Origin of the sequence: Paenibacillus sp. NRS-1782, assembly GCF_050467685.1 — a bacterium.
In the GTDB taxonomy this organism is placed as follows: domain Bacteria; phylum Bacillota; class Bacilli; order Paenibacillales; family Paenibacillaceae; genus Paenibacillus; species Paenibacillus terrae_A.
This window is the reverse complement of sequence record NZ_JBITPH010000005.1, coordinates 86,603-110,190: the sequence shown is the minus strand read 5'-3', so window position 1 is coordinate 110,190 and position 23,588 is coordinate 86,603. Positions and strand designations below refer to the sequence as shown.

The following is a 23,588-nucleotide window of genomic DNA, read 5'->3' as shown; positions in this document are numbered from 1 at the left end:
ATTTCACTAATTTTTAGTCTGTAACCCATGAATCCTGATCGAACATGTAAGAGGCCTACTGCTTACGCGATTCGATCAGGATTCGCTCTATCATCCGCACCCTCCTCCCTATGGGAAGTGCGATGATTCCATAGCGCCATGCTGGTGGCTCCGAATCCGAGTAAAAACATCTGCTCCGCTATGCAATCACCGCACCGTTCAATCGAGAAGCCAACTTCATACGTAAGGATGGTACTTCACATGGATAATAAAGGGATTTGTTGTCTATCCGCATTCATAGTATCGTTATTTCTCTGGAATCTGCTCATTGCTCCGGCAGGGGCAGCAGGCAGCATAACGCCGAATTCATTGGAAAAAGCAGTGGATCACATCATGAACACAAAATTGGAAAAATTGCATATTCCGGGGGCTGCCGTCGTCGTGACCCAGGAAGACCAAATACTTTTTAGTAAAGGGTATGGATATGCAGATCTGGAGCGAAAAATAGCTTTCGACCCGGCGAAGACCATTGTTCGTGTCGGCTCTCTAACCAAATCTTTTAGTGCAAGCGCCGCTATGCAGATGGTCGAGCGAAACAAGCTCGATTTGAATGAAGACGTGAACAGCTATCTCTACAGCTATAAAGCTTCGCAATACCAAAATAAGCCTTTTAATCTGCATCAGCTTTTGACACATACCTCGGGATTGGACGAAGCGCTGTACGGCATTAACAGCTCGACCAAGGCAGGCACTTTGCCTACAGAGCAGTATCTCAATACTTATTTTCAAAATCAGCCGCCCATTCGCGAGCCCGGAGTTCAGTTTGATTACAGTAATGTCGCCTACGGTCTGATCGGTAATATCATGGAGCAAGTAAGCGGTCAGGGACTGAATGAATACCTCCGTACACATCTGTTCCAGCCGATGAATATGCCGAGCGCGACACTGGATTTGCCGCTAAATAATCCGGCACTGGCTCAATCGTATCGGTGGAAACATGGAGCGTATTTGAAACAGCCTTTTTCGTATATTAATCTGCCGGGAGCAGGAGCGTTGAGCATCACACCCAACGAATTTTCACATTATCTAATCACTCATTTAAACGAAGGCATGTATGAGGGAAAAGCGGTACTCCAGCCCCAAACGGTAAAAGCCATGCATACACAGCAATTTGCAGCAGATCCACGTCTGGATGGTGTGGGCTACGGATTTTTCCGCGGTCTACTGGAGACGGGCGTACCCATGCTATGGGCTACCGGGGAAATTGATGCTTTTATTTCCGAAATGGTACTAATTCCGTCTCAAAAGATGGGTATTTTTGTGATCATCAATACGGCTGAAACGGACACTCTGCTTCATGGAGAAGTTATACATGCGATAGCTCAAATGCTGCCCGCAGAGCCGCAGGCAGGTCCTCAATCCTTGGCGCATTCTGCCACGCAAGTGAAGCTTTCGCCAGAGATCGAGGGCGTATATCAGGTGAATGTGAACCCCGTTCATGGGTGGGGGAAATGGATTCGGATGCTGGGAAGCATTAAATACACCGTTCAGATTCAAGATGATCATACGTTAATGGTTAACGGTGTGTACCCGAATGAAAATGAAGCAACGAACAAAGTTTTTCAAGCAGCAGGCGATGGGATGTTTGTGGAAAAGGGGGGCCAGCTTAAAATTTTGCTGTATCCGCAAAACGGTACATGGATGATGGTCGCCCCGGAAAGCAAGACCATGAAGCAGACGGCACTTTGGCACCGTACCTGGACGCTGCTTGTCAACTACGCTGCTGCCTCCTTGTTTTTCATCACAACCCTGCTGATTTGGGGCGTAAGGTATGCAATAAGATCTATGCGCAAAGATAAAACCCACATTTCTTCAAGCCTTGCATTCATCGCGCTACTGAATACGATTTTTCTCGGCGTGCAGTTTATCTATGGGAATAATCAGATTGTATATGGCTATCCAGCCTGGTATATCTGGGGGATATGCACACTCCCACTGATTTCAGCGCTCATTGCTAAATGGGTATTGATCGTGAATGGTGCAAAGCTGATTACGGGGGAAAGGAGAGGTAGAGCCACAGGCAAAATCCTGTTTGCAGTACTCACATTGCTGCATACTATATATCTTTTTTATTGGAATTTTCTCCCTGTTCATTATTCATAAACATTTAAAGTTTTTTGCATGAATCCAAGAGCTATTTTCCATATAGAGATGGAAAATAATTTACAAAACATTGCATGTCCGAACATAAATGAATGCTAAAATTTATACTTGGTTCCCCATCAACCGGGGACGCAAACTAACAAACAGGAGGAATAAGAATTGGGAATCGTTCGTCTTTTTACATCCCGCAGCTTCAAATACGCAACTGCAATGGTGTTCGCTTTGTCGTTGTACGCTGGTGCTGTGAGCAGCATACAACCGGCATCGGCAGAAGGTCCGGCTGATCCGGCCCCTTTTATCGCCGCCAAGGTGGTTAATGAAAACGCTGGCAAAAAAGTGTTGTTCGATAATACACACGGACAGACAGCCGGTGCGGCAGATTGGGTGATTGATGGCGGATTTTCAGACTTTGGCCAAGCCCTTGCAAGCAACGGCTATGATGTGCATGAGCTTCGCAAATCTATGCCGATTACTTACAATGATCTGAAGGATTATGATGTATTTGTGACAGCAGAGCCGAATATTCCTTTCAAACAAAGCGAACAGGTTGCGATGGAGCAGTATGTCAAAGCAGGCAACAGTATTTTCTTCATTGGAGATCACTATAATGCGGACCGCAACAAGAACCGTTGGGACGGATCGGAGAGTATTAACGGCTACCGTCGCGGAGCATGGGAAGATCCAGCCAAGGGAATGAGCGCGGAAGAAAGAAGCTCGGCAGCGATGCAGGGTGTAGTCAGCTCGGATTGGCTGGGTAGCCAGTTTGGTGTACGTTTTCGCTACAATGCATTAGGCGATATTACCGCTAATCAAGTTGTCGAGCCAGCGCAGGCGTTCGGCATTACAACTGGGGTGAGCAATGTCGCCATGCATGCAGGCTCAACACTGGCGATTATCGACCCGGCGAAAGCCAAGGGGATCGTATATCTCCCTAAAACCAATCAGGCTTGGGGCAACGCGGTAGATCAGGGCGTCTATAACGGAGGCGGCATACCAGAAGGACCCTATGCAGCCGTATCCAAAGTAGGACTCGGTAAAGCTGCCTTTCTGGGGGACTCATCTCCTGTTGAAGATGCGACGCCAAAATATCTGCGCGAAGAGACAGGAACCAAGAAGACGACGTATGACGGCTTTAAGGAGCAGGATGATGCCGTGTTGCTGGTTAATATCGTCGATTGGTTATCCAAGAAGGAGAACTACACCAGCCTGACGGATGTGAAAAGCTTGCAGCTTGATCAGCCGACAGCAATGCTGCCTTTTGAGGAGCCGCAGGCTTCGACGGAGCCACAAGCCGAGCCTTGGTCTGCTCCTGCAGCAGGTTACAAATGGTGGGATCAGCAAACTTTTAAAGCCGGAGCCTATGGCGGACCTACTGCCAGTGCGCAGCCTGCGTACAGCATCGTTCGTCAGGATCAGCTACCGAATGCAGAGCCTTTTCAAATTCGAATTACTGCGGACCAACTGGCTCCGAATACCACGATTAGTGGATTCAGCACAGGCATTTATGTAGCGGGCGGCAATCAGGTTGCCCAGATTCAAAACCAGGATGGCACCTGGCCGACCTCGTACGGCTATAGCGGAGCATTCAGTCTGGAGTCCGACAGCAAGGGACATGCCTACAAAGACCTCACCGTAAGGATTAAGCCGGGAACCAGCGGTTCGGCCAGTCTTAGGTTGAGACAAAACGGCAGTAACCTGTTGACCCAATCGGTCGTGCTGGCAGATGTTCCGGCCCAGCCGTTGCCAGAGGAAGGGAATACTGTTCCGGCTCGTATCCGTGTTGCAGAAGCACGGAGCCTCCCGGCTGGCAAAGTGGTTACACTGGCAGGTACGGTGACGACCGAGCCGGGTGCATTTGGCGGTCAAGCCTTTTATATGCAGGATGAAAGCGGCGGTATTTATGTATATCAAAACCAAAGCGGTTTTCACCAAGGCGATCAGGTGAAGATTACGGCAACCTTGGCGCTGTATAACAGCGAGCTGGAGCTGACCGATCCGGTGGCTATTGAAAAAACAGGAGAAGGACAGCTTCCGGAAGCTCTACAGATCACCGAACTAAGCGATGCTAACCACGGGCAGTTGGTCGAGCTTCCACAGGCCATCATTCGTAATGTAGCAGACGCGACTCCCATCGGTTCGTTTGAATTTGATGCGGTGTCCGGCGAAGTAAGCCACCATGTGCGTGTGGATGCACGTACAGGCGTAACACGGACCTCTTTTCCATATCAAGAAGGACAGCAAGTGAAGATTAAGGGAATTTCAGCGATTTTCAAAGGGAATTACCAGTTAAAGCCGCGTGGTCTTGGTGATTTTACAGCTCAGACAGGCGCGACATTGCAAGAAGTGAAGCTTTCACTGGATCAAACAACTCTCAATGTTGGAGATACAGCAGTAGCACATCTCAGTGGTACGCTCACGGATGGCAGCCAAGCCGATTTAAGTCATGCTTCCGTTCAGTATGCCAGCAGTCAGGAGTCTGTTACCCTCGATACGTATGGACAAATTAAGGCAGAAAAAGAGGGGAGCGCCGAAATTACGGCCAGCGTAACCCTTGAAGGTAAAACCATCGTATCCAATCCAGTAACCGTTACAGTCCAGAAAGCTATTACAGGCGAAGTGCCGGGCAAACCTGTACTGTCCCATGATAACGGGCAGAATACCGGATTGAAGGACGGCAATTATAATATCACCATGAATCTATGGTGGGGTACGAACGGTGATGAACTCAAGCTGTATGAAAACGGCGAGCTGATCGGGACTCAACCGTTGAAATCCGCCTCCCCTGGGGCACAGAACGCTGTCATCCCGGTAACGGGCAAGGCAAATGGCACTTATACGTACACCGCCGAGCTGATCAATGCTTCCGGTAAAACGGTGAGTGACCCGTTAATCGTCGAAGTGATCGATGCTTTGCCCGGCATTCCAGTGCTGTCTCACAACAACTGGGATGGTGACGGCAATTACACCGTTGCTATGAACATGTGGTGGGGAACGAATGCGACCCAATACCATTTATATGAAAATGGCGAGCTGATCGACACGCAAGAGCTGCCAAACCAAACGCCGCAGGTTCAAAGCGCAGTCACCGATATCCAAGGCCGCAAATCGGGCACTTATGAGTATCGGGCCGAGCTCGTCAATGCCTCAGGAGAAACTTTTGGCAAAACGATAATCGTCGAAGTGAAGGACCGTTAAATCGTAAGAGCATCTATGGACTTTACAGAGTCAATAGATGCTCCTTTTTTTTATTCAGGCTGTTGCTCCTATGTCTGACCATCGTTTCTCCTATTGTATATCGGTATTATTACAAAAAAGCCCCCGGAGACGGGGACCTGCCCATTTAAGATTGAGTTGGTTGAGCCGAGAGATTGTCTATATCGGTGGAGCCAAAGAAGAATAAAACAATCAGAATTGTAATGATAACAAACTCTGCAAAATGCTCTCCATCAAACTCACTTGGCGCAAGCTCACTCACCACAAATAACCCCTTTCGTAATCGGCATATTACTTTTGCATTTTCTTTTGAAAGGCTTGTATTACTTGATCCAGCGTCATATTCCCGTTATCATTTAAAAATTTCACCATGTTATCGACGTTGGAAGGGTCTGCTGCTAATGTTTTGTATTTTCCCGTTAATCCCACAAGCAGCGTTGCTTGTCTGTATAAAGTAACGGAATCGACATGCAGCTTTCCTGTTAATAACAGGGCTGCTACGATGACCTCCACATTTTTTCCTTGCAGGGCGGAGAAGATAGACGAGTTACTATTTAACCCATTTTTCTTTTGTCCGTTGGGGTTAGGGGATGATTTGGATTTTTGATTGCGATTTTGGTTTCCATTCTTTCCTAAGGAAGTCATTGAATCTTCCTCCCGCCATATGTTGTCCTTGCCATTGCGGGACAAGGACAACGGAACTGCATGTGCTCATTCAAAATGCCGTTATTTTCATATGATATGCGAACCAGAAAGCGTTGGTTACTGTAAGAATAACCCTGTCTGAGTGAACCCGACTCCTATTACCCTGTAATTTCTTTTCGCATGTTGGCTTAATATAGAGTAAACTACAATAAAGAAAGCCAAATGCGTTGGTAATCGAATGATGAAAAATGCTGAAATAGGAGTTGTAGATAAAATATGTCGAATGAAGAAGTTTTGTTGACTAAAGAGGGATTGGCCAAGCTGGAGGATGAGCTTAAAGAACTAAAGACCGTAAAACGCAAGGAACTCGCCGAACGGCTTAAACTAGCTATCAGCTACGGCGATTTGAAAGAAAATAGTGAGTATCACTCAGCCAAGGACGACCAAGCGTTTATGGAAACCCGTATTCTCATATTGGAGAAGATGCTGACCAAAGCTCGGGTCGTGGATGAGAGCAGTTTGGATCTTAGATCCGTTAGTATCGGATCGACAGTCATTCTGAATGACATCGAATTTTCTGAGAAGATGGAGTACAAAATTGTAAGCCCTGCTGAGGCGGACGTGCTGGATAATAAAATTTCCTACGAAAGCCCTCTGGGAAAGGAACTTTTGGGTAAAGAAGTAGGCAGTATCATTCATGTGAATGCACCCATGGCTGTCATCAAATACGAACTGCTCGAAATTAAGCTGACGTAATCCGTTCCCGATTCCCTTTTATGAGGGGGCCGGGATTTTTACTTTTTTATGAGCACATTTTTAAGCCTATAGCCGTCCCACCGGAGCGCAGGGTGCGCTCCACATGTGAGACAGGGGTTACATAGTATCCGCTATAACACTGCAAGCTAGTCCGTCATTAGAAAACCAGCGTTCTCCAATGCGGCACAGGCTTCATTCATTTTAGCTTCATCAGGGGCATGCAAGGTATGAAGGTGAATACCTCCGGTCAGCTGGGACAGATAAGTCGCTTGGGTGGAGCTGATTTTGCGGATAAAATCGTCCACTTCCTTGCGGGTTCCGACCCGAATCGGAGCAGTCAGATCACCGTATACGGGATGCTCCACAATAACATCCTGTACACTTACGCCATAGTCGACGATCAGCTTTAGTTCCTCTTCTGTCTGTTCAGGTCGGTGCTTGCATACGATAATGCGTGAGGCCGGGGGAGCGGTCTGACCTGCAGGCTCCATATAAATATATCCTTGGCTCGTTGCAAGAATAGGCTCTTGGCTAGCTTTTAACAGGGAAATATCCTGTACGATTACTTGTCTGGAGACGGAAGCCCTGCGTGCCAGCTCGCTCCCGGTCAGCGGGGACTCGTTCTTAAGCCACAGCAGTAGCTGTTCGCGGCGTTCCGTGCCCATCCGTTTTAAAGGTTCAGTCAACGGGATAAGCTCCTTTCTTGTCTGCTTGTCAGGTCTGTTAAAATATCCACCAACACATCCAGATCCCCGGCGGTTGTCGTTTTTCCGAAGGAAATACGGATGAATTGCAATGCTTCACGACCGGATGCTCCAAGCGCTTGCAAGGCAGGAGAAGGCTCGTGATGTCCGGCAGAACAGGCGCTTCCGGTGGATATACAGACACCGCTACGGTTACATTCCAGCATAACATATTGTCCCTCATAACCGTGAAAAAAACATCCCAGTATATGACTGAGTCTCTCAATCATATTGTTTTCCTGTGCGGCCAAACGCAATGGAATTGATCTTTGCTGAATTTTGTTGAAAAAATACTGTCTCAGTGCGGCATATCGTTCCTGATGCAGCTCCATTTGTTGGGTCATCATTTCCGCTGCCGCAACAAACGCCGCAATGCCAGGAACGTTGACCGTTCCGGGGCGAAACCCGTTTTCATGCAGTGTATCAGGATACACAGGGCGCCACGGCGTTCCCGGCCTGAGATATACCGCCCCCACACCCTTGGGACCATACACTTTATGGCTTGATATAGAGATAGCGTCCACCCCCAAGGCGGCAACATCAATAGGAATGTTTCCAAAGGTCTGTACTGCATCACTGTGCAGGAAAATACCACGATCTCGCAGCAGGGGAGACAAGGCGGCAAGATCCTGAATAAGCCCGGTTTCCGAGTTGGCGTGCTGTACGGATACAAGCCCGGTGTCTTCTCTTAGATAAGGTAAGAGAATATCACGGGTGATTCGTCCTGCCTTGTCCGGCTGTACAATGGTCAGCTCATAGCCCTGCCGCTCCAGCAAAGCAGCCAGATTGTACATCGAATGATGCTCCAGAGCGCTTATAATCCAGTGCTTTTTATGCTGTGGCAGTCCGTTCAGGATGGACTGTACAGCCAGCATGTTAGACTCCGTTCCCCCTGTTGTAAAATAAACCCCTTCCTTTTGACCTCCAATCATGTCTGCGATCCGTTGTCTGCTATAATCCAGTGCATAAGCCGCGTGACCGCCCGCATCATGGAGGCTGCTCGCATTTCCGAACATTTCCTTATTTAATGTGTTATACATATTCAAAGCTTCGTCACACATCGGTGTCGAAGCGGCATAGTCCAGATAAATCATGGCGGATCTCCCCCTGTTAAAAATAATTCCATCCAAAAAGCCTTGAGATTATTGTAGGCATGTGTAAATATAAGTGTCAAGACACTTGTAAATATAAATGTACACATAGCGCTTGTCTGTTCGGGGGAAGACGGGCAGACAAGCCGCAGAGATAATGGAGGGATTCAAATGTCTATACTTGACGTTTTACAAGGAAATCGTGGACTCATGCCAGAGTACTATAAGACACTGACGGTTGCTGATATGGAGCAGCGTGTCGCCCAATTGAAGCAAAAATGGGGACAAAAGCTGCTTATTCCAGGCCATCACTATCAGAAGGATGAGGTTATTCGGTTTGCAGATATAACAGGGGATTCCCTTCAGCTTGCTCAAATGGCGGCACAAAATCAGGAAGCAGAATTTATTGTGTTTTGTGGAGTACATTTTATGGCAGAAACAGCGGATATGCTGACTACGGATCGGCAAACGGTCGTGCTGCCGGATATGCGCGCAGGCTGCTCGATGGCAGATATGGCGAATATGGAGCAGACAGAGCGTGCCTGGAAGCATTTGCAGAAGATGGTAGGCGACACGATTATCCCACTGACCTATGTGAATTCCACGGCAGAAATTAAAGCTTTTGTGGGGAGACATGGCGGGGCTACGGTGACCTCTTCGAATGCCAAGCAAGTGCTGGATTGGGCGCTGAAGCAGAAGGAGCGCATTTTGTTTTTGCCGGATCAGCACTTGGGCCGCAACACAGCTTCCGATCTTGGAGTTCCGCTGAATGAAATGGCGGTGTGGAATCCAATGACCGATCAACTGGAGACGGACCGTGACCCGGCAGCCGTAAAAATTATTTTATGGAAAGGGCATTGCTCTGTTCATGAAAAATTTACAGTCGAAAATATCCATCGTATCCGTGAGCGTGACGAAAACATCCGGGTCATCGTTCACCCTGAATGTTCACATGAGGTTGTTCAGCTTGCAGATTGCGCAGGTTCCACGAAATTCATCATCGACACGATCCATGCGGCAGAGCCGGGGACAAAATGGGCCGTTGGCACGGAAATGAATCTCGTGCAGCGTATCCGGCAGCAGTACCCCGAACAGCAGATTGAATCGCTCAATCCCGATATGTGTCCCTGCCTGACGATGAACCGGATTGATCTTCCACATCTGCTGTGGGCGATGGAGCAGATTGACCGTGGAGAGCCTGTGGGTGTGATTCGTGTGAGCAATCAGGTTAGACAGGATGCTGTGCTGGCCCTGAACCGTATGCTTGCTATTCGTTAAGGTTTTTCCAGCCTGTATCTCTATTTAAAGATTAGTCGCTTGCCTCGTTTCATGCTATAATCGTAGCGACGAACCGAAGGAGGTGAATCCCTTGTTTGAGCTACAAGACCTGCTCCCTTATTTATTTACGATCGGCTTGCTGTGTACGGTAACCTACGCATATCTCGCTCATTTGTATGGCAATGTGCCTGAATGCTGGATAGAAGGCGGGGCCGTGCGGTCGCTTGCTTCTCCTCTGATGCCGTTGACTGCCCGTGGGCAGGACATGCCTGTCCGGCTGGCGCGTCATATCCGACGAAAGGAAGCGCCGGATGAAGACGCGTCAGATTGTTCCCTCTCGTTGAACGCTGGCACAGCCAATCAACGAGGAGGAACATATGAAACAATTCGAGGGATTCACCTTTTGGGGTAAAAAAGAACGGATATTCGGAATCATATTAGCGCTGGCGGTAGTTATGCTGCTTTCCGGCTGCGGTGCGAATGCTGCGGAAATTAATGCACAGACACCCGGATTTTTTAATCATTACGTGGTGTTCCCGCTATCCTGGCTCATACAGCAACTAGCGCAATGGTTTGGCGGAAGCTTTGGACTGGCGATCATGTCATTGACGTTAATCGTCCGTCTGGCGTTACTACCTCTTATGATGCGACAAACGCGCGCCCAACAGGGGATGAAGCGCAAAATGAGCGCTATGCAGCCTGATTTGGACCGCATTAAGAAAAAATACGAAAATAAGAAGGATACTGCCAGCCAGCAGAGTATGCAGCAGGAAATGATGTCGTTATACAAAGAGCATCAATTTAATCCGCTCAATATTGGCTGTCTGCCTATTCTTATTCAGCTTCCGATATTGAGTGGTATGTACACAGCCATCCGGCTTACCCCGGAGCTGGCGTCTCATTCATTCCTGTGGTTCCGACTGGGGCAGCCGGACTGGATTTTGGCGATCATCGTCGCAGTCGTTTATTTGGCACAGGCTAAGCTATCCCAGCTTCAAATGACGACTGACCAGCGCAAGCAGTTTGCGATCATGGGATATCTTTCGCCCATTATGATGGCTGTTTTTTCTTTTAATGCGCCTGCTGCCATGCCGTTATACTGGACGGTAAGTGGCACCTTTTTGCTGCTCCAGTCACTATGGTTCCGTAGACGCTATCCAACGGAGGAAGCAGAGGATAAGGTTAAGCTTGGAGAAGCTACGGCAACCTAAAAAGAAGATGATGTTAGTTTAATACGGGAATTGTGTTTATAGTTTGTAGTATGTAATAACAGGATGCCCTTCGAGCTGTTATAAGGCTTGAGAGGCACCCTTTTTTTCTGAAAACTTCAACCTATGGGTAAAGTAAAGACACGAATGAATATTACGGAGGACCAACAAGATATGAAACAAACATCAACAAAGCTACCCATTTCCTTAGCCCTGCTTACATGTGTAGTATGTGCGCTTGGTTTCGGTTTAATCGCATTATGGGTTAGCGACCATCAAGTGCGGCATTTTGACCAGAAAATCATTACGGATATTCAGCAGTTGGAGTCGCCTGCCATGACCCGTCTAATGAAATTTTTCACTATGATCGGCAGCGGAATTCCGGTTGTGATTATTATTTTAATCGCTATGTTTGTGCTGCACAGAGTATTGGGACATCGCAGAGAACTGCTGTTTTTGGCGATTGCTGTGCTGGGATCGACGCTGCTGAATGCGGTTTTGAAATGGTTATTTCAGCGTGCGAGACCCGAAATTAACCGTATTATTGAAGCGAATGGGTACAGCTTTCCGAGCGGACATTCCATGACCGCTTTTAGTATGTATGCGGCATTGACGTTTTTAGTGTGGAAGCATGTTCCTTCGAGGTTGGGCCGTATCCTTCTTATTGTGCTCAGTAGCCTGCTGATTATAGCGATCGGGACAAGCCGCATTTATTTGGGCGTGCATTATCCGAGCGACGTTGTAGGTGGCTATTTTATGAGTGGCTGCTGGATGGCGGCCTGTATTTGGTTTTATCAGCGTATATTAGCCAGTTCATTGATCCAGTGAAACAAAATATAGTCTACAGTAATTAACATGAATAAATTACTCCATAACATCAAAAAATGATTTACAAAATTACATTATAGAGCGTCCCGACAATAAAAGCTTAAAATCAAATAAAAAATGCCTGTCTTCTCCATTACTCCATTTGTTTTTCTATAGAAATTAGGTGGTTTTGCGGTGGAAAAAACGGTACTGGTCATTGATGATGAAGAGAAAATATCCAGATTACTCCAATTGGAGTTATCCCACGAAGGATATGCAGTTGAAATTGCTCAAACGGGCAAAGAAGGATTAGAAAAGGCTTTGGCACACACATGGAATATCATTATTTTGGATGTGATGCTGCCGGAAATTAACGGGGTCGAGGTGCTCAAGCAGATTCGAAAAGTGGACAAGCATACGCCCGTAATTATGGTCACTGCACGTAACGCGACGACGGATAAGGTTTCCGGTCTGGATGAAGGTGCAAATGATTACATTACGAAGCCTTTTGAAATTGAGGAGTTATTAGCACGGATGCGCGCCAGTATGAGACATCAATTGGAGTCCAAAGCAACCTCTTCACAAGAAGAGAACAAGCCGCCGTATCTTCAGGTCGATAGCTTGATGCTGGAACCCAAGACACATTCTGTGATGCGGGAAGGAAAGCGAATCGAACTGACGCCCAAAGAATTTGATCTGCTTCACTACCTCATGGAGCACAAAAATCAAGTATTGCAGCGAGATCAAATGATTCAGGACGTATGGGGGTTTGATTTTGTCGGCGATACGAATGTAGTCGATGTGTATATCCGATATGTTCGTAAAAAAATCGACCATGGCTACAAAAAAAAGCTGATTAAAACCGTGCGTGGCGTAGGGTATTGCATCAGGGAGGAAGACCATTGAAGCTGCGGACCCAAATTACTCTGCTCAGCTCGGTTCTGGTGATGACCATTCTCCTGTTTGTGGACGTCACCGTTCATCTGTTATTTGTCAAAATCGCCACCCGCAATGAAAGAGAAGTGCTGCAAAATAAGTGGACTGAAATCATTGACGAAACCGGTTCTGCTATGATTCTAAAAAATGCATGGGGACCCGAGTTGAAGGATGAGCTTTCAGGAGACACAATCCTGAGGGTTTTTGACCAGCAATCCCGTCTTCTGTATGAAGTACGTCGTCAGTCCCGCTTTAAGCTGGGCGATATACGTTTTAACCCTTCTCAAAGCTCATATCTGACAGATGTACAGGGGCATAAAATTTTAGTCATTCATCTCCCAGTGCTTTCACCGGAAGGCAATCAGGAGGGAACGCTGGAGATCGTAGAACAATGGGATGCGCTTGAAAATAATCTCAATATTTTAGATGCGATTTTGGTCACCTCAACTACAGGCGCTATGCTGCTTAGTCTGGTAGGCAGCACGATATTAGCGAATGCGATATTGCTACCGATTTCGAGCAGTATACAGACAATGCAGGAAATTGAAAGAAGCCTTAAATTCAAAAAAATTCCGGCTCGCACTCATAATCAAGATGAATTGTCTCAAATGACCGCGACCTTTAATCGAATGATGGACAGATTGGAAGAGAGCTTTCAAAGCCAGCAACAATTCGTCTCAGATGCTTCGCATGAGCTGAATACGACATTAATGATCATTGAGGGCTATGCTAACATGCTGCGGCGGTGGGGCACGCGTGATGAGGACATCTATAAGGAATCCATTGAATCCATCTATGAAGAAACTCAGCGCATGCGAACGATGACACAGCAATTACTGACTTTGGCTTCCTCACAGCAAAAAGAGCCCGAGCCGTATGAACGGATAGAGCTGATCGGTTGCTGTCAACAGGTAATAGCGCATTTCAAGCCTGTACATGATCGTCAAATCACTATTTTTACAGATAAAAAAGAAATCTGGATTGATGCCAACCTTGCAAAAATCAACCAGCTACTAGTTATCTTGCTTGATAATGCTTTAAAGTATAGCTCGGCTCCCATCGAAATATTGCTGTCTACTGATGAAAAGGATGTGTACATCCGGGTCAAGGATTATGGAATCGGGATACCAGCGGGCGAGGTCAAGCGAGTTTTTGAACGATTTTATCGGGTAGACAGCTCTCGACATCGTAAAACCGGAGGAACCGGGCTTGGGCTGCCAATTGCCAAGGCTATTACAGACACCCATCAGGGGACAAAAGGTATGGAAAGCGTAGAAGGAGAAGGTACGGAGGTGACCGTCACACTGCCTCGAATATAGGGCTGTCCATTCAGTAGACATATCTACTCGCGGAACAGCCCTTATTTGTTGATATTTTGTAAGGGATTACATATGGATCGAGATACATCTACATTTGTCCTAGAGGACACGACGTGCTGTAGTGTAATGGGAATTCCACCAGCCTGATTTAAGATCCGTAATCGTTACGCCGCCTTTACCGAATGTGTGTAAAATTTTGCCGTCCCCCATATAAATCGCTACATGGTGAATGGGCGCATAGAAAAAGACCAGATCTCCTTTTTGTAGCTGACTACGTGGTACAAAAGTGCCGACGGTCGATTGCTCTCTGGAAGAGCGCGGCAGATTGATACCGTTTTGTCCAAAAACATATTGAGTAAATGAAGAGCAATCAAAAGAGCTTGTGTTTCCTGCAGGTGCTCCATGCTGATAGCGTACACCCATAAACTGGGAACCTGTGGAAATAATCTGATCAGCTTTATTTACCGAAGCAGCATGAGTGGTGGTTGGTCCAACAACGAAACTCCCTGCGCCAAATGCCAAAGTCATCGTAAAGCAAACGCCCATCCAAAGTTTTTTTGAAGTATGTGTCATTATAATATTCCTCCATTAATTCGTATTTTGTATCTTGTTGTGATGTCTTGAGATGACAATAACACAAATAAAATATCCTGAATTTACCACTCAAGGTTACAGTCCTGTAACCTCAATGCTTTTCCCCCTATTATTAGAAAACGATGAGAATTTTCACCTTCATTTTGGATTGACAAAATATGAAGTTCCCCCTTATCACTGAGTACCTATGACAACAAAATGACCTGGAGATGATTCGCACAAGCAATCACGAAAAATATACATACCTATATACTACAGTTTATAACTTGTACGGGAGTAAGCTAAGGTTCCCGTTCATACCATGAAGATCACACCGTATTACTGTTCAGGAAGGGGAATTCGTATGGCTTCAAAGCAGATCAAAACGTCCAAAGGCCAACGTCTAACCATTGTTCAGGTCATCTCCAACTATCCCAATGCACAGCCGGTACCCTCCATCAAGGGCGGAACGGAAAAGGTCGTGTATGAACTAACGGAGGAACTGGTAAGACGAGGTCATCATGTATTTTTGTTTGCCGCCCGTGGCAGCAAGAGCAGCGCACGACTGATTACCTATCCCAAGGGATTAAAGCACGATCAGATCCCCAAGTACGTCCTTCAGCAGATGCCTCCCGGCACACAAATCATTCATGATCATACCTTCCGCTCTGCTCTGGGACGCAGGAAGCTGCCTTGTCCATCAGTATGTACAGTTCATCTTCCTGTGAAGAAACATGGTAAAAACCCGGTATTTGTCAGTAAACGGGCACGCCAGCTTATGGGCGGGGGCAAAGGATTTTATGTCTATAATGGTATCAACACACATGAATACGAGTTCAGCAGCGAGAAGCGTGGCTATTTGCTGTTCATGGGCAGGATTATACGTAATAAAGGCGTTTTGCAAGCCATTCAGGTTGCAGAACAAACAGGAAAAAGATTGCTTATAGCTGGTCCGATCAAAGCACCCTTATTTTTTCGCACAGAGATTCAAAAGCGAATTCAGCTTAATCCCAAAATTCGCTATGTTGGGGCGGTGGGAGGTAATCAGAAGCAGAAATTGCTTAAGCATGCGGAGTGTCTGTTGTTCCCGACATTGTGGGAAGAGCCCTTCGGACTTGTGATGGTAGAGGCGATGGCTTGTGGAACACCCGTACTGGCATTAAAAAATGGTTCCGTTCCCGAGGTGCTTTCAGGCTTTCCAGAGCTGATTTGCAATTCTGTCGGTCAAATGGCACGAAAGGTACAGCAAAAAAATTACCCGACACCAGCCAAGCTTCGCCTGTATGTCACGCACAGATTTACTAACAAACAGATGACCGACAAATACGTGAAGCTATATCGTGAAATGATCCGACGGCAAGGAGATGAGAAGAGGGCATCAAAAGCCTGAGCCTAAACGGAGGTGAAGGGAATGAAGGTAACAAAGCATATGCTTGGAAAGGGTTATTCTTGGGCGACTCCTTATTATATAGCCACTGGGGAACAGCGCGGTCCGCATGTGATGGTGGTCGCGGGCATCCACGGCAAGGAAATCGCAAGCATCCGCGCGGCTGAGAAGCTGGTGGAGCAGTTGAAGCAGCAGAAGCTGCAAATTAGTCAAGGCAAGCTGATTATCGTACCCATTGTGAGCCAGGCGGCTTACCGCCAACGAATCAGGGGCTTACCGGATCTCAACCGAACCTTTCCACGCACAAAAAAGCAGGCGGCATCCAATCCACTTTCCGCTGCGGTATTCCAATTAACACAAAGACATCAACCCGAGTGGTATCTTGACCTGCATGAAGCCAACGGATTGTCACAAAAGGATGCCAAGGTACTGGGCCAAACACTAATTTCCAATAAAGGAAATCCGGTAGTCCCTGCGGTGCGTCGAACTATAAAGCGAATGAACCGTTCCATCAAGGACAAAGGCCGCCATTTTAATCTTCGGTTGCATGAGCTTCCAGGTTCCTCCCGTACAGCGGCCGCCCGTATCTTAGGCGCACGCGCGGTCACTGTGGAAACAGGCTGGAGTCTGCCCAAGAATGTACGTATCAAGTACCAATTGGAGATCGTGCGGCATTTTTTAAGAGAAGCCGGGATAATCAAAGCCAACGAGGTATATCTATCTGCCAAGGTTAGAGCTGTTACCTAGGGCGTGTATTAATGAAAATGTAACATTACAAAATAAAAATCGCTTCTTGAGCAAGGGATTCTCATTTCCCATACTCAAAAGCGATTTTTTAATTGTAATTTTGGTGCATAAATGGATACATAATTAGTGGCATCTATATGAGTCAGGCTTCGGACTTAAAGAAGGCGCTCACCAAACTTTCTCCCAGACGAACCTCGATCAGCTCCAAGGGTGTATCCAGATCGGCACGGATCGTGTGATACATATCAACCGGAATACGAAAGACTGAACCGCTTGCCGCTGCAAAGCGTTCTCCGTTTAGCATGACCTCACCCCGGCCGGAAACGATCGTCCACACCTTTAGCCCGCTGCCGTGACAATGGCCGTTTAAGCGATGGTCTGGCAGCACCGTTAAGCGTATGGCAAGAATATCATTCAAGCTCCGATGATCATATTCGTCCAGCACCCGGTAGCTGCCCCAGGAGGTTTCACCATGCATAGGGTGTAGCTGAAGAGTTCCCAGCTTCTCCTTGATCGCGTGGGCATGACTTTTGGCAGCAATGAGGATGCCGTCGGGGCTGGCAGCAGCAATAATATCCTCCACGCCAATGACATGAAGCGGATAGGGCAGCTCATTGACGATATGCGTACCATGAGCGGGGCCACTGATCTGTCCGCGTCCAATCACTCGGTTGCCGAGCTGCTCCGTTAATGCTTGCCAGCTGCCGATGTCACGCCATTCACCCTCGTAGGGCAGCACGACAGCATGTTCGGCACGCTCCGCGATCTCCTCGTCGAAGCTGCGAACAGGGAGGCAGTCATACATCGCGCATAATGCCTTGTCATCCAGCGGCAAATGACTACGCTCCATGCAGGCCAGCATATATCCTAGCTTAAAAGCGTAAATGCCGCAGTTCCAGAGCGCACCTTGGCTGATAAGCTGTTGCGCCCCCAGATGATCCGGCTTTTCTGTGAAGCGGGCAACTGACGCATAGGAGATGTTTCCTTTCATGATCCTCTCCTGACCCGGAACGATATATCCGTATTGGTCGGAGGGATGAGTGGGCCTTGTCCCAAGCATGGCCAGATCGGTTCCGCGATCAAGCAACAGACTGGAGAGTGCCGCTACATGGTGGAAGAAATCCTCCCCCGCAAACATATCCGCTGGAGCGATACAAACAATTTCGTCCAGCCCCACGCTTTTGGCGTGAAAATGAGCGGCCGCCAGTGCAGCTGCGGTGAAGGTTCCCCGTTTGGCAGGCTCGCCTAGTACGGGCAGACGACCTTCCGTGTGACGGAAGGCTAAATTTACCTGGCTTTGATGAGCCAGCAGCAGGGCAGAGGAATCCAGCCCCGCTACAGTAAGCTGTCGAACCACCCGACTGAGCATGGATTCCTTTTGCCCGTCAGGGGCAGGCAGCAGCCTTAGAAACAGCTTCGAGCGGATATCGTTGGACAATGGCCACAGCCGTTTTCCAGCACCACCGCATAACAATACGATGTGCACAGGCACTTCCTCCTTTGATACAGATTCATTGTGAAACGAATCATTTTGCGGAATTTTGTTGCTTTTTAATGATCTGATAAACCTTACGTTGATGAAAGGATAAAGAACGATGGCTCTTAGCAAAGGCATCCAATTGTTTTTGCGAGAGGGAAGAAGCCCGACAATGAAGCGCTTTATTAAGTGACTTGCGTAAAATCATCCGAGAGGGCTGCTTACTGTACAGATCGTTGGCATACGTCTCATATTCGGAAAAACCAAACTGTTTTTTTCGGTCTATACTTTGGATAATTGCGTTGTACCAGGGTTTCCCATGCCGGGCCTCAATAACCTGCTTGAGCCGGGTGAGCTGCGCTTTTTCAAACAGCATATAGTGAGTAACAAAAGACTTTGGCGAGGGAGCCTTCACGCCCATCAGCTTGCGGTAGGTGCGGAAATACTCAGGCTGGCTCCAGCTCCGATAGTAAAATATCGTTTTTCCATCCTTCCGAAACGCATGTGGACGAATCAAAATCGTATCCGCATCCATGACGAGAAAGAAAGGAGCTTTACTAATTTTATCACCGTTCATTTTGAGCAATTGCTGATATAGCCAGCCTGAGCGATCCCAGCGCGCTGTACCATAACGAATATGTTTTTTTGTAATGGGCAGTACCGTCTTTTCGTCTACAAATGTACAGCTTTTGCTGGCACACAATCGACGAATTCCAGTGCTTTGCGGTGAAACAATATAAATCGTTCCAATTCGATGCTGTACGTGACGGCGCAGACTGTCTATCACCAGTGGTAATGTGGCAATATCTTTATCAATTGCAGGAATCAGAACATCGATGGTAAGGGAACCCTTCTGTGACCCATCCGATTGCACTGACATGTTATTCACTCCTTATATAAGTAAATGTACGCATCCGGCGTCTTATCCTATCGTATGCCTGGACAGGCAACTTCGACCGGGCAAGGCCAATCGTCCATTTCTAAGCAGCACAGGGCTGATGTAGCTTTCGGCTAGGGAGTTGTTGCATACGATGGATTGATCTTTTTTTTACAGGAGCATTCTACCCTGAGATTGGAGAGGAGAGGAGCAAGTGAATTCTTCACAAGCACAAGCTTTGCTCAGCAAGTGGCGTAAAACCCAATTGCTTCTCCCGCATCGCGGCATCAAGCCGTTTGTGCCGGATACCCGAAGATATACCAAAGCGAATTTGAAGTCAATGCTGGAGAAGTACGGTATGGTCTATGTAAAGCCCGAGCGAGGAACATTCGGTAAAGGTGTAATGAGAGTAGAGCAGGAGGAAGGTCAGCGGTTTGCCTATCAACATGAGGAAAAGCGTGTGGAGTTCAAAAATGTAGAGGCACTATATGCCAGCCTGTCGAAGAAAACGGGGAAGAAAAGCTATCTCATTCAAAAAGGAATCCATTTACTGCGCCATCAGAAGCGTTACTTTGATATCCGGGTCATGGTGCAGCGCAATGCAAAAGGGCCATGGGAATCTACCGGAATTATTGGCCGGCTCGGTCATCCCCGCAAAATCGTAACCAACTATCATAGCGGTGGTACACCGATGGCACTGGAGGAGCTGCTAAAGTCCCATTTATCCCAAAGAAAACAGGCTGAGCTGATAAAGAAGCTGAATGCCCTGGGCATTACCATTGCCGTACAGCTGCAAAAAACATATCCGAATTTCCGGCAAATTGGAGTGGACATTGGACTGGATCGCAGCTTTACCCCATGGATTATTGAGGTGAATACGAAGCCTGATCCATACATTTTTAATCAATTAAAGGATAAGTCGATGTACCGCAAAGTTTTAAGCTATTGGCGACTGGCCAATGAAAAGAGAAAGGCTACAGTTCCAAGCAAAGATAAGGATAAAGATAAAAATAAAAGTGAGGCTAAGGCTAAAAAAATAGACTCTAAAAAAGCAAAAAGTTCATGAGCGAGGAATTACTTCGGTGACTGTAGCTCTGAATGGAGAAATAAAAGGATGAGTGCCTTGTCGATTCATCCTTTTTACATACTCGATTTACCTGTTTTATGGCTGATCGAAAACATTCCGAACATACTTTTGCCATTGAATTAGTCATAGACGATAATGAAGGAATGGATTTGATTTTATTCACATTTAAGGTATATAATAGATAGGTTCAAATAAGTAAATATAGACATATAAAATGATTTAGAGGAGGAATCGGCTATGAAATCATTTAAGTATGCTTTGGAGAAAAAGGAACCCAGAACCGGACCGGGAGGTATTACACGTGGGGCTTCAGTCCATGATTTTCCTGTATCGGAAGGAATAGCAGGGGTTTCTATGCGTTTGGAGCCGGGTGGAATGCGTGAGCTTCACTGGCATGCCAATGCGGCTGAATGGGCCTATGTGATTAGCGGCTCCTGTCGGACAACGGTTATCCATCCGGACGGTTCTTCATATGTTGATATTTTCAATCCTGGTGATGTCTGGTATTTTCCTCGTGGTTATGGTCATTCCATTCAAGGTCTTGGTCCTGGAGAGTGTCATTTTATACTGATTTTTGATAATGGAGATTTTTCGGAGGACCACACGTTTAGCATAACGGATTTCATCGCTCAGACTCCTGCGGAGGTTGTCATGCAGAATCTGGGACTTGCAGCCGACGAACTGGCTCTTTTGCCAGATAAGGAAGCCTATTTTGTAAAAGGACCTGTACCTTCTAACGATTCTCATCATGCATATCCTCGCGTTTCTTCCGATCTAGTCACTAAACATCGGTATCCTTTAATGGCCAAACAGCCCAGATTGGCACCGGGCGGAGGGACACAGCGGACGGTTACGGTAGAAGATTTCCCGATTTCTTCGACGATGGCAGGATCTGTAATTGAGATGGAGCCGGGCGGATTACGAGAAATGCACTGGCATCCCAATGCGGATGAATGGCAATATTATTTGGATGGTAATGCAGAAATGACTGTATTTCTCGCTGAAGGGAATGCAGTGACAGAGGAGTTTGAAGCCGGAGATGTGGGGTATGTACCCATGGGAGCCGGACATTATATTAAAAATACCGGTTCGGAGGTATGCCGCATTTTGATTGGCTTTAACAGCGGTCATTACGAAGCCATTGATTTGAGTGAATGGCTGGCGGGGAACCCTGTTGATGTATTAGCAACGAATCTGCACCTTCCTAGAGAAATAGCGAATAAACTGCCGCACAAATCGGTATTTATCGCTCCAAAATCCAAATCATAAAACAACGAAAAAGCCCACTTTTGGTTCTTGTATGTATGGGGGAGCCAGAAGCGGGCTATTAGTCATAGTTTCGTTTCAGTTACATTAAAAATTTTATACAGTGAATTTAGAATTGAACAACCTGCAACCCTGTGCTATTCTAATACGAAAGTGAAGATTAACGTAGTAAAAGTGATTTTTTATTATGCTCATAAACATCAGATGATATGATCAATAGGAGGCAAAACATGAATTCTGTCATTGAACTTAACAATGTAAGCTGGAAAAGGGACAATCGCACCATACTGGATCAAATTAACTGGCAAGTAGCCGAAGGAGAGCATTGGGCTGTACTCGGCTTGAACGGATCAGGCAAAACAACGATGCTTAACATGATTAATGGTTACATATGGCCAACTACAGGCAGTGTCGGTGTGCTGGGTCATACCTTCGGGGATGTGGATCTGAGGGAGCTGCGCAAATCCATCGGCTGGGTCAGTTCCTCTTTACAGGAAAGAATCAATGGTAGTCAGCGTACGCAGGATGTTGTCATTAGCGGCAAATTTGCCTCCATTGGACTTTATGATCAAACAACGGATACGGATTATGAGCAGGCCGTACTCCTCATGACCCAACTGGGCTGTGCTCACCTCGTGGACCGATTGTATCAGGGATGCTCACAGGGGGAAAAGCAAAAAGTGCTTATTGCCCGCGCGCTGATGGCCTCACCCAAGCTGCTGATTTTGGATGAGGCGTGTAACGGACTGGACTTCTTTTCCAGGGAAGCTTTACTAACCAGCATCCGTCAGCTGTCCGAGTCTCCTGGTGCACCGAATTTGCTGTATGTTACACATCATATCGAAGAAATTCTACCCATGTACACGCATACCATTCTGATTCGCCGTGGCACTGTTTTTGCCAAAGGCAAAACGACTGATATTCTGAGCAGTGAAACGCTTAGCGATTTTTTTGAAACACCGGTGCAGGTAGAGTGGAGACAGGAACGTGCATGGCTCTCTATGGAGTAGAGAGCCTTTTTTTCTAGCTATCCTGCTACGATCATAATGAGGATAGGCAAAATCAGGAATGAGGCTAAAGTGCTCCACAGGATACAGGTGGACACGAGCTTGGGCGATGCATTGAATTTTTCTGCCAAGATGACAGCATTCACAGCAACCGGCATGGAAGCAAGAATAAAGAGCACGGAGAACAAAAGACCCGATATCCCCAGGATCAGCATGGCAAGACAGGCTGCAAGCGGAGAGAGCAGAAGCCGGATGATGAGTCCTGCGTAGCTGGCTTTTTTAATAGACGGCTCCAGCTTGAATATTTTTACATAAGCCATCTGGGTGCCAAGGATTGCCAGCACGACTGGTGAATAGGCGGCAGCAATCATCGAAACGCCCGCTTGTATGCCGGAGGGCAGATGCCAATCCAGCACTCGAAGCCCCAGAGCGAGTAATGCCGCATAGATCGCAGGCAGCGAGAATACCGACTTGACTGCGCTTTGAACGGAAAATTCAGAGCGGGCTGCAAAGTAAACTCCAAGGGTATTGACCAGAATGATCTGGATAACAACATACACAGAGGCTTTATCCAACCCAAGCTGTCCAAAGGCAAGTAAAATAAGGGGGAGGCCATAATTTGCGCTATTGGTCAGCGTGGAGATCAAGGTGAGTCCGGCCGTTTCAGGGGCGCTTAGCTTGAACATTTTCCCTGCCAATTGAGCAATTCCCCATAACAGCAGCAGATTCAAGATCGAAAAGGCGGCAGTTTGGGCCACATCATGCCAGGAAAGCTGTGCCTTGAGCAGCGTGTCCAGAATCATCGCGGGACTTAAAAAATATAAGTATAACGTCGAGAGCGGTTTCGTTTCCAGCTTCATGAATTTGCCGAGTAAAAATCCGGCGATCACCGGAATGGACAGTGGAACAATAACGGATAGAAGGGTTGAAAGTACGATTTGAATCATGAAATCCACCAATCCTTTCTGTAATGACATTTTTCATTATAAGGCGCAGCTTTTGAGCCCGTCCAAGATGAAAATACGATCA

General features: G+C 47.0%; 22 protein-coding genes. 14 read left to right on the top strand and 8 right to left on the bottom strand.

Annotated elements, in window-relative coordinates:
* The first annotated feature begins 240 nt into the window (after nucleotides 1-240).
* Together ACIFQM_RS02095 and ACIFQM_RS02090 are read left to right on the top strand one after the other, a co-directional pair.
* On the top strand, nucleotides 241-2,142 hold the full coding sequence (locus ACIFQM_RS02095) for a serine hydrolase domain-containing protein (RefSeq protein ID WP_430039963.1): 1,902 nt from the start codon (nucleotides 241-243) through the stop codon (nucleotides 2,140-2,142).
* Nucleotides 2,143-2,301: 159 nt separating this feature from the next.
* Nucleotides 2,302-5,337, top strand: a complete 3,036-nt coding sequence (locus ACIFQM_RS02090; protein ID WP_430046414.1) for an endonuclease — start codon at nucleotides 2,302-2,304, stop codon at nucleotides 5,335-5,337.
* A gap of 145 nt (nucleotides 5,338-5,482) precedes the next feature.
* On the opposite strand, the gene ACIFQM_RS02085 is transcribed toward ACIFQM_RS02090, so the two are convergent.
* Both ACIFQM_RS02085 and ACIFQM_RS02080 read right to left on the bottom strand, forming a co-directional pair.
* Nucleotides 5,483-5,617, bottom strand: a complete 135-nt coding sequence (locus ACIFQM_RS02085) for a hypothetical protein (protein WP_430039967.1) — start codon at nucleotides 5,615-5,617, stop codon at nucleotides 5,483-5,485.
* A 29-nt stretch (nucleotides 5,618-5,646) separates the two neighbouring features.
* Entirely contained in the window at nucleotides 5,647-6,000 is a 354-nt protein-coding gene (locus tag ACIFQM_RS02080; protein ID WP_430039969.1) for a hypothetical protein, read from the bottom strand.
* Nucleotides 6,001-6,276: 276 nt separating this feature from the next.
* On the opposite strand from ACIFQM_RS02080, the gene greA reads away from it, so the two are divergent.
* Nucleotides 6,277-6,756, top strand: a complete 480-nt coding sequence (gene greA / locus ACIFQM_RS02075) for a transcription elongation factor GreA (RefSeq protein ID WP_430039971.1) — start codon at nucleotides 6,277-6,279, stop codon at nucleotides 6,754-6,756.
* A gap of 146 nt (nucleotides 6,757-6,902) precedes the next feature.
* Here the strand turns inward: greA and ACIFQM_RS02070 are convergent, their stop codons facing one another.
* Nucleotides 6,903-7,442 carry a transcription repressor NadR gene (locus ACIFQM_RS02070; protein WP_430039973.1) on the bottom strand — a complete coding sequence of 180 codons (540 nt, stop codon included), beginning with the start codon at nucleotides 7,440-7,442 and terminating at the stop codon, nucleotides 6,903-6,905.
* Nucleotides 7,439-8,593: an IscS subfamily cysteine desulfurase gene (locus ACIFQM_RS02065; RefSeq protein WP_430039975.1), complete on the bottom strand. Its 1,155-nt coding sequence runs from the start codon at nucleotides 8,591-8,593 to the stop codon at nucleotides 7,439-7,441. Before ACIFQM_RS02065 ends, ACIFQM_RS02070 begins: the two co-directional genes overlap by 4 nt.
* A gap of 168 nt (nucleotides 8,594-8,761) precedes the next feature.
* Between ACIFQM_RS02065 and nadA the strand changes: the two genes are divergently transcribed.
* From nadA to ACIFQM_RS02035, 6 genes are all read left to right on the top strand, one after another.
* Nucleotides 8,762-9,868 carry a quinolinate synthase NadA gene (gene nadA, locus ACIFQM_RS02060; protein WP_430039977.1) on the top strand — a complete coding sequence of 369 codons (1,107 nt, stop codon included), beginning with the start codon at nucleotides 8,762-8,764 and terminating at the stop codon, nucleotides 9,866-9,868.
* A 91-nt stretch (nucleotides 9,869-9,959) separates the two neighbouring features.
* Entirely contained in the window at nucleotides 9,960-10,280 is a 321-nt protein-coding gene (locus ACIFQM_RS02055; RefSeq protein WP_430064956.1) for a hypothetical protein, read from the top strand.
* The gene (gene yidC / locus ACIFQM_RS02050) at nucleotides 10,246-11,079 is read left to right on the top strand and encodes a membrane protein insertase YidC (protein ID WP_430039981.1); all 834 of its coding nucleotides are present in this window, start codon (nucleotides 10,246-10,248) and stop codon (nucleotides 11,077-11,079) included. The genes ACIFQM_RS02055 and yidC overlap by 35 nt, the downstream gene beginning before the upstream one ends.
* 171 nt (nucleotides 11,080-11,250) lie before the next feature.
* Nucleotides 11,251-11,904: a phosphatase PAP2 family protein gene (locus ACIFQM_RS02045; RefSeq protein WP_430039982.1), complete on the top strand. Its 654-nt coding sequence runs from the start codon at nucleotides 11,251-11,253 to the stop codon at nucleotides 11,902-11,904.
* A gap of 174 nt (nucleotides 11,905-12,078) precedes the next feature.
* A complete protein-coding gene (locus tag ACIFQM_RS02040) occupies nucleotides 12,079-12,789 on the top strand; it encodes a response regulator transcription factor (protein WP_430039984.1) in 711 nt (236 codons plus the stop codon).
* On the top strand, nucleotides 12,786-14,138 hold the full coding sequence (locus ACIFQM_RS02035) for a sensor histidine kinase (protein WP_430064954.1): 1,353 nt from the start codon (nucleotides 12,786-12,788) through the stop codon (nucleotides 14,136-14,138). The genes ACIFQM_RS02040 and ACIFQM_RS02035 overlap by 4 nt, the downstream gene beginning before the upstream one ends.
* Nucleotides 14,139-14,237: 99 nt before the next feature.
* Here ACIFQM_RS02035 and ACIFQM_RS02030 read toward each other — a convergent pair whose 3' ends face one another.
* On the bottom strand, nucleotides 14,238-14,711 hold the full coding sequence (locus tag ACIFQM_RS02030; protein ID WP_430064952.1) for a C40 family peptidase: 474 nt from the start codon (nucleotides 14,709-14,711) through the stop codon (nucleotides 14,238-14,240).
* Between the two features lie 364 nt (nucleotides 14,712-15,075).
* Between ACIFQM_RS02030 and ACIFQM_RS02025 the strand changes: the two genes are divergently transcribed.
* Together ACIFQM_RS02025 and ACIFQM_RS02020 are read left to right on the top strand one after the other, a co-directional pair.
* On the top strand, nucleotides 15,076-16,101 hold the full coding sequence (locus ACIFQM_RS02025; protein WP_430064950.1) for a glycosyltransferase: 1,026 nt from the start codon (nucleotides 15,076-15,078) through the stop codon (nucleotides 16,099-16,101).
* 21 nt (nucleotides 16,102-16,122) lie between these two features.
* Entirely contained in the window at nucleotides 16,123-16,845 is a 723-nt protein-coding gene (locus ACIFQM_RS02020) for a succinylglutamate desuccinylase/aspartoacylase family protein (RefSeq protein ID WP_430039992.1), read from the top strand.
* 142 nt (nucleotides 16,846-16,987) lie between these two features.
* On the opposite strand, the gene ACIFQM_RS02015 is transcribed toward ACIFQM_RS02020, so the two are convergent.
* Nucleotides 16,988-18,331: a sugar phosphate nucleotidyltransferase gene (locus ACIFQM_RS02015; protein ID WP_430039994.1), complete on the bottom strand. Its 1,344-nt coding sequence runs from the start codon at nucleotides 18,329-18,331 to the stop codon at nucleotides 16,988-16,990.
* Nucleotides 18,332-18,371: 40 nt separating this feature from the next.
* Nucleotides 18,372-19,202: a DUF6492 family protein gene (locus tag ACIFQM_RS02010; protein ID WP_430039996.1), complete on the bottom strand. Its 831-nt coding sequence runs from the start codon at nucleotides 19,200-19,202 to the stop codon at nucleotides 18,372-18,374.
* Nucleotides 19,203-19,413: 211 nt separating this feature from the next.
* Between ACIFQM_RS02010 and ACIFQM_RS02005 the strand changes: the two genes are divergently transcribed.
* The 3 genes from ACIFQM_RS02005 to ACIFQM_RS01995 all read left to right on the top strand — a co-directional run bounded on the left by ACIFQM_RS02005 (nucleotide 19,414) and on the right by ACIFQM_RS01995 (nucleotide 22,562).
* The gene (locus tag ACIFQM_RS02005; RefSeq protein ID WP_430039998.1) at nucleotides 19,414-20,265 is read left to right on the top strand and encodes a YheC/YheD family protein; all 852 of its coding nucleotides are present in this window, start codon (nucleotides 19,414-19,416) and stop codon (nucleotides 20,263-20,265) included.
* A gap of 258 nt (nucleotides 20,266-20,523) precedes the next feature.
* Nucleotides 20,524-21,555 (top strand): cupin domain-containing protein, encoded by a 1,032-nt coding sequence (locus ACIFQM_RS02000; RefSeq protein WP_430040000.1) that lies wholly within the window; start codon nucleotides 20,524-20,526, stop codon nucleotides 21,553-21,555.
* Nucleotides 21,556-21,782: 227 nt separating this feature from the next.
* Complete coding sequence (locus tag ACIFQM_RS01995; RefSeq protein WP_430040002.1) at nucleotides 21,783-22,562, top strand: ABC transporter ATP-binding protein; 780 nt, start codon at nucleotides 21,783-21,785, stop codon at nucleotides 22,560-22,562.
* A gap of 17 nt (nucleotides 22,563-22,579) precedes the next feature.
* Here ACIFQM_RS01995 and ACIFQM_RS01990 read toward each other — a convergent pair whose 3' ends face one another.
* Nucleotides 22,580-23,506 carry an AEC family transporter gene (locus tag ACIFQM_RS01990; protein WP_430040121.1) on the bottom strand — a complete coding sequence of 309 codons (927 nt, stop codon included), beginning with the start codon at nucleotides 23,504-23,506 and terminating at the stop codon, nucleotides 22,580-22,582.
* Nucleotides 23,507-23,588 lie beyond the last annotated feature (82 nt).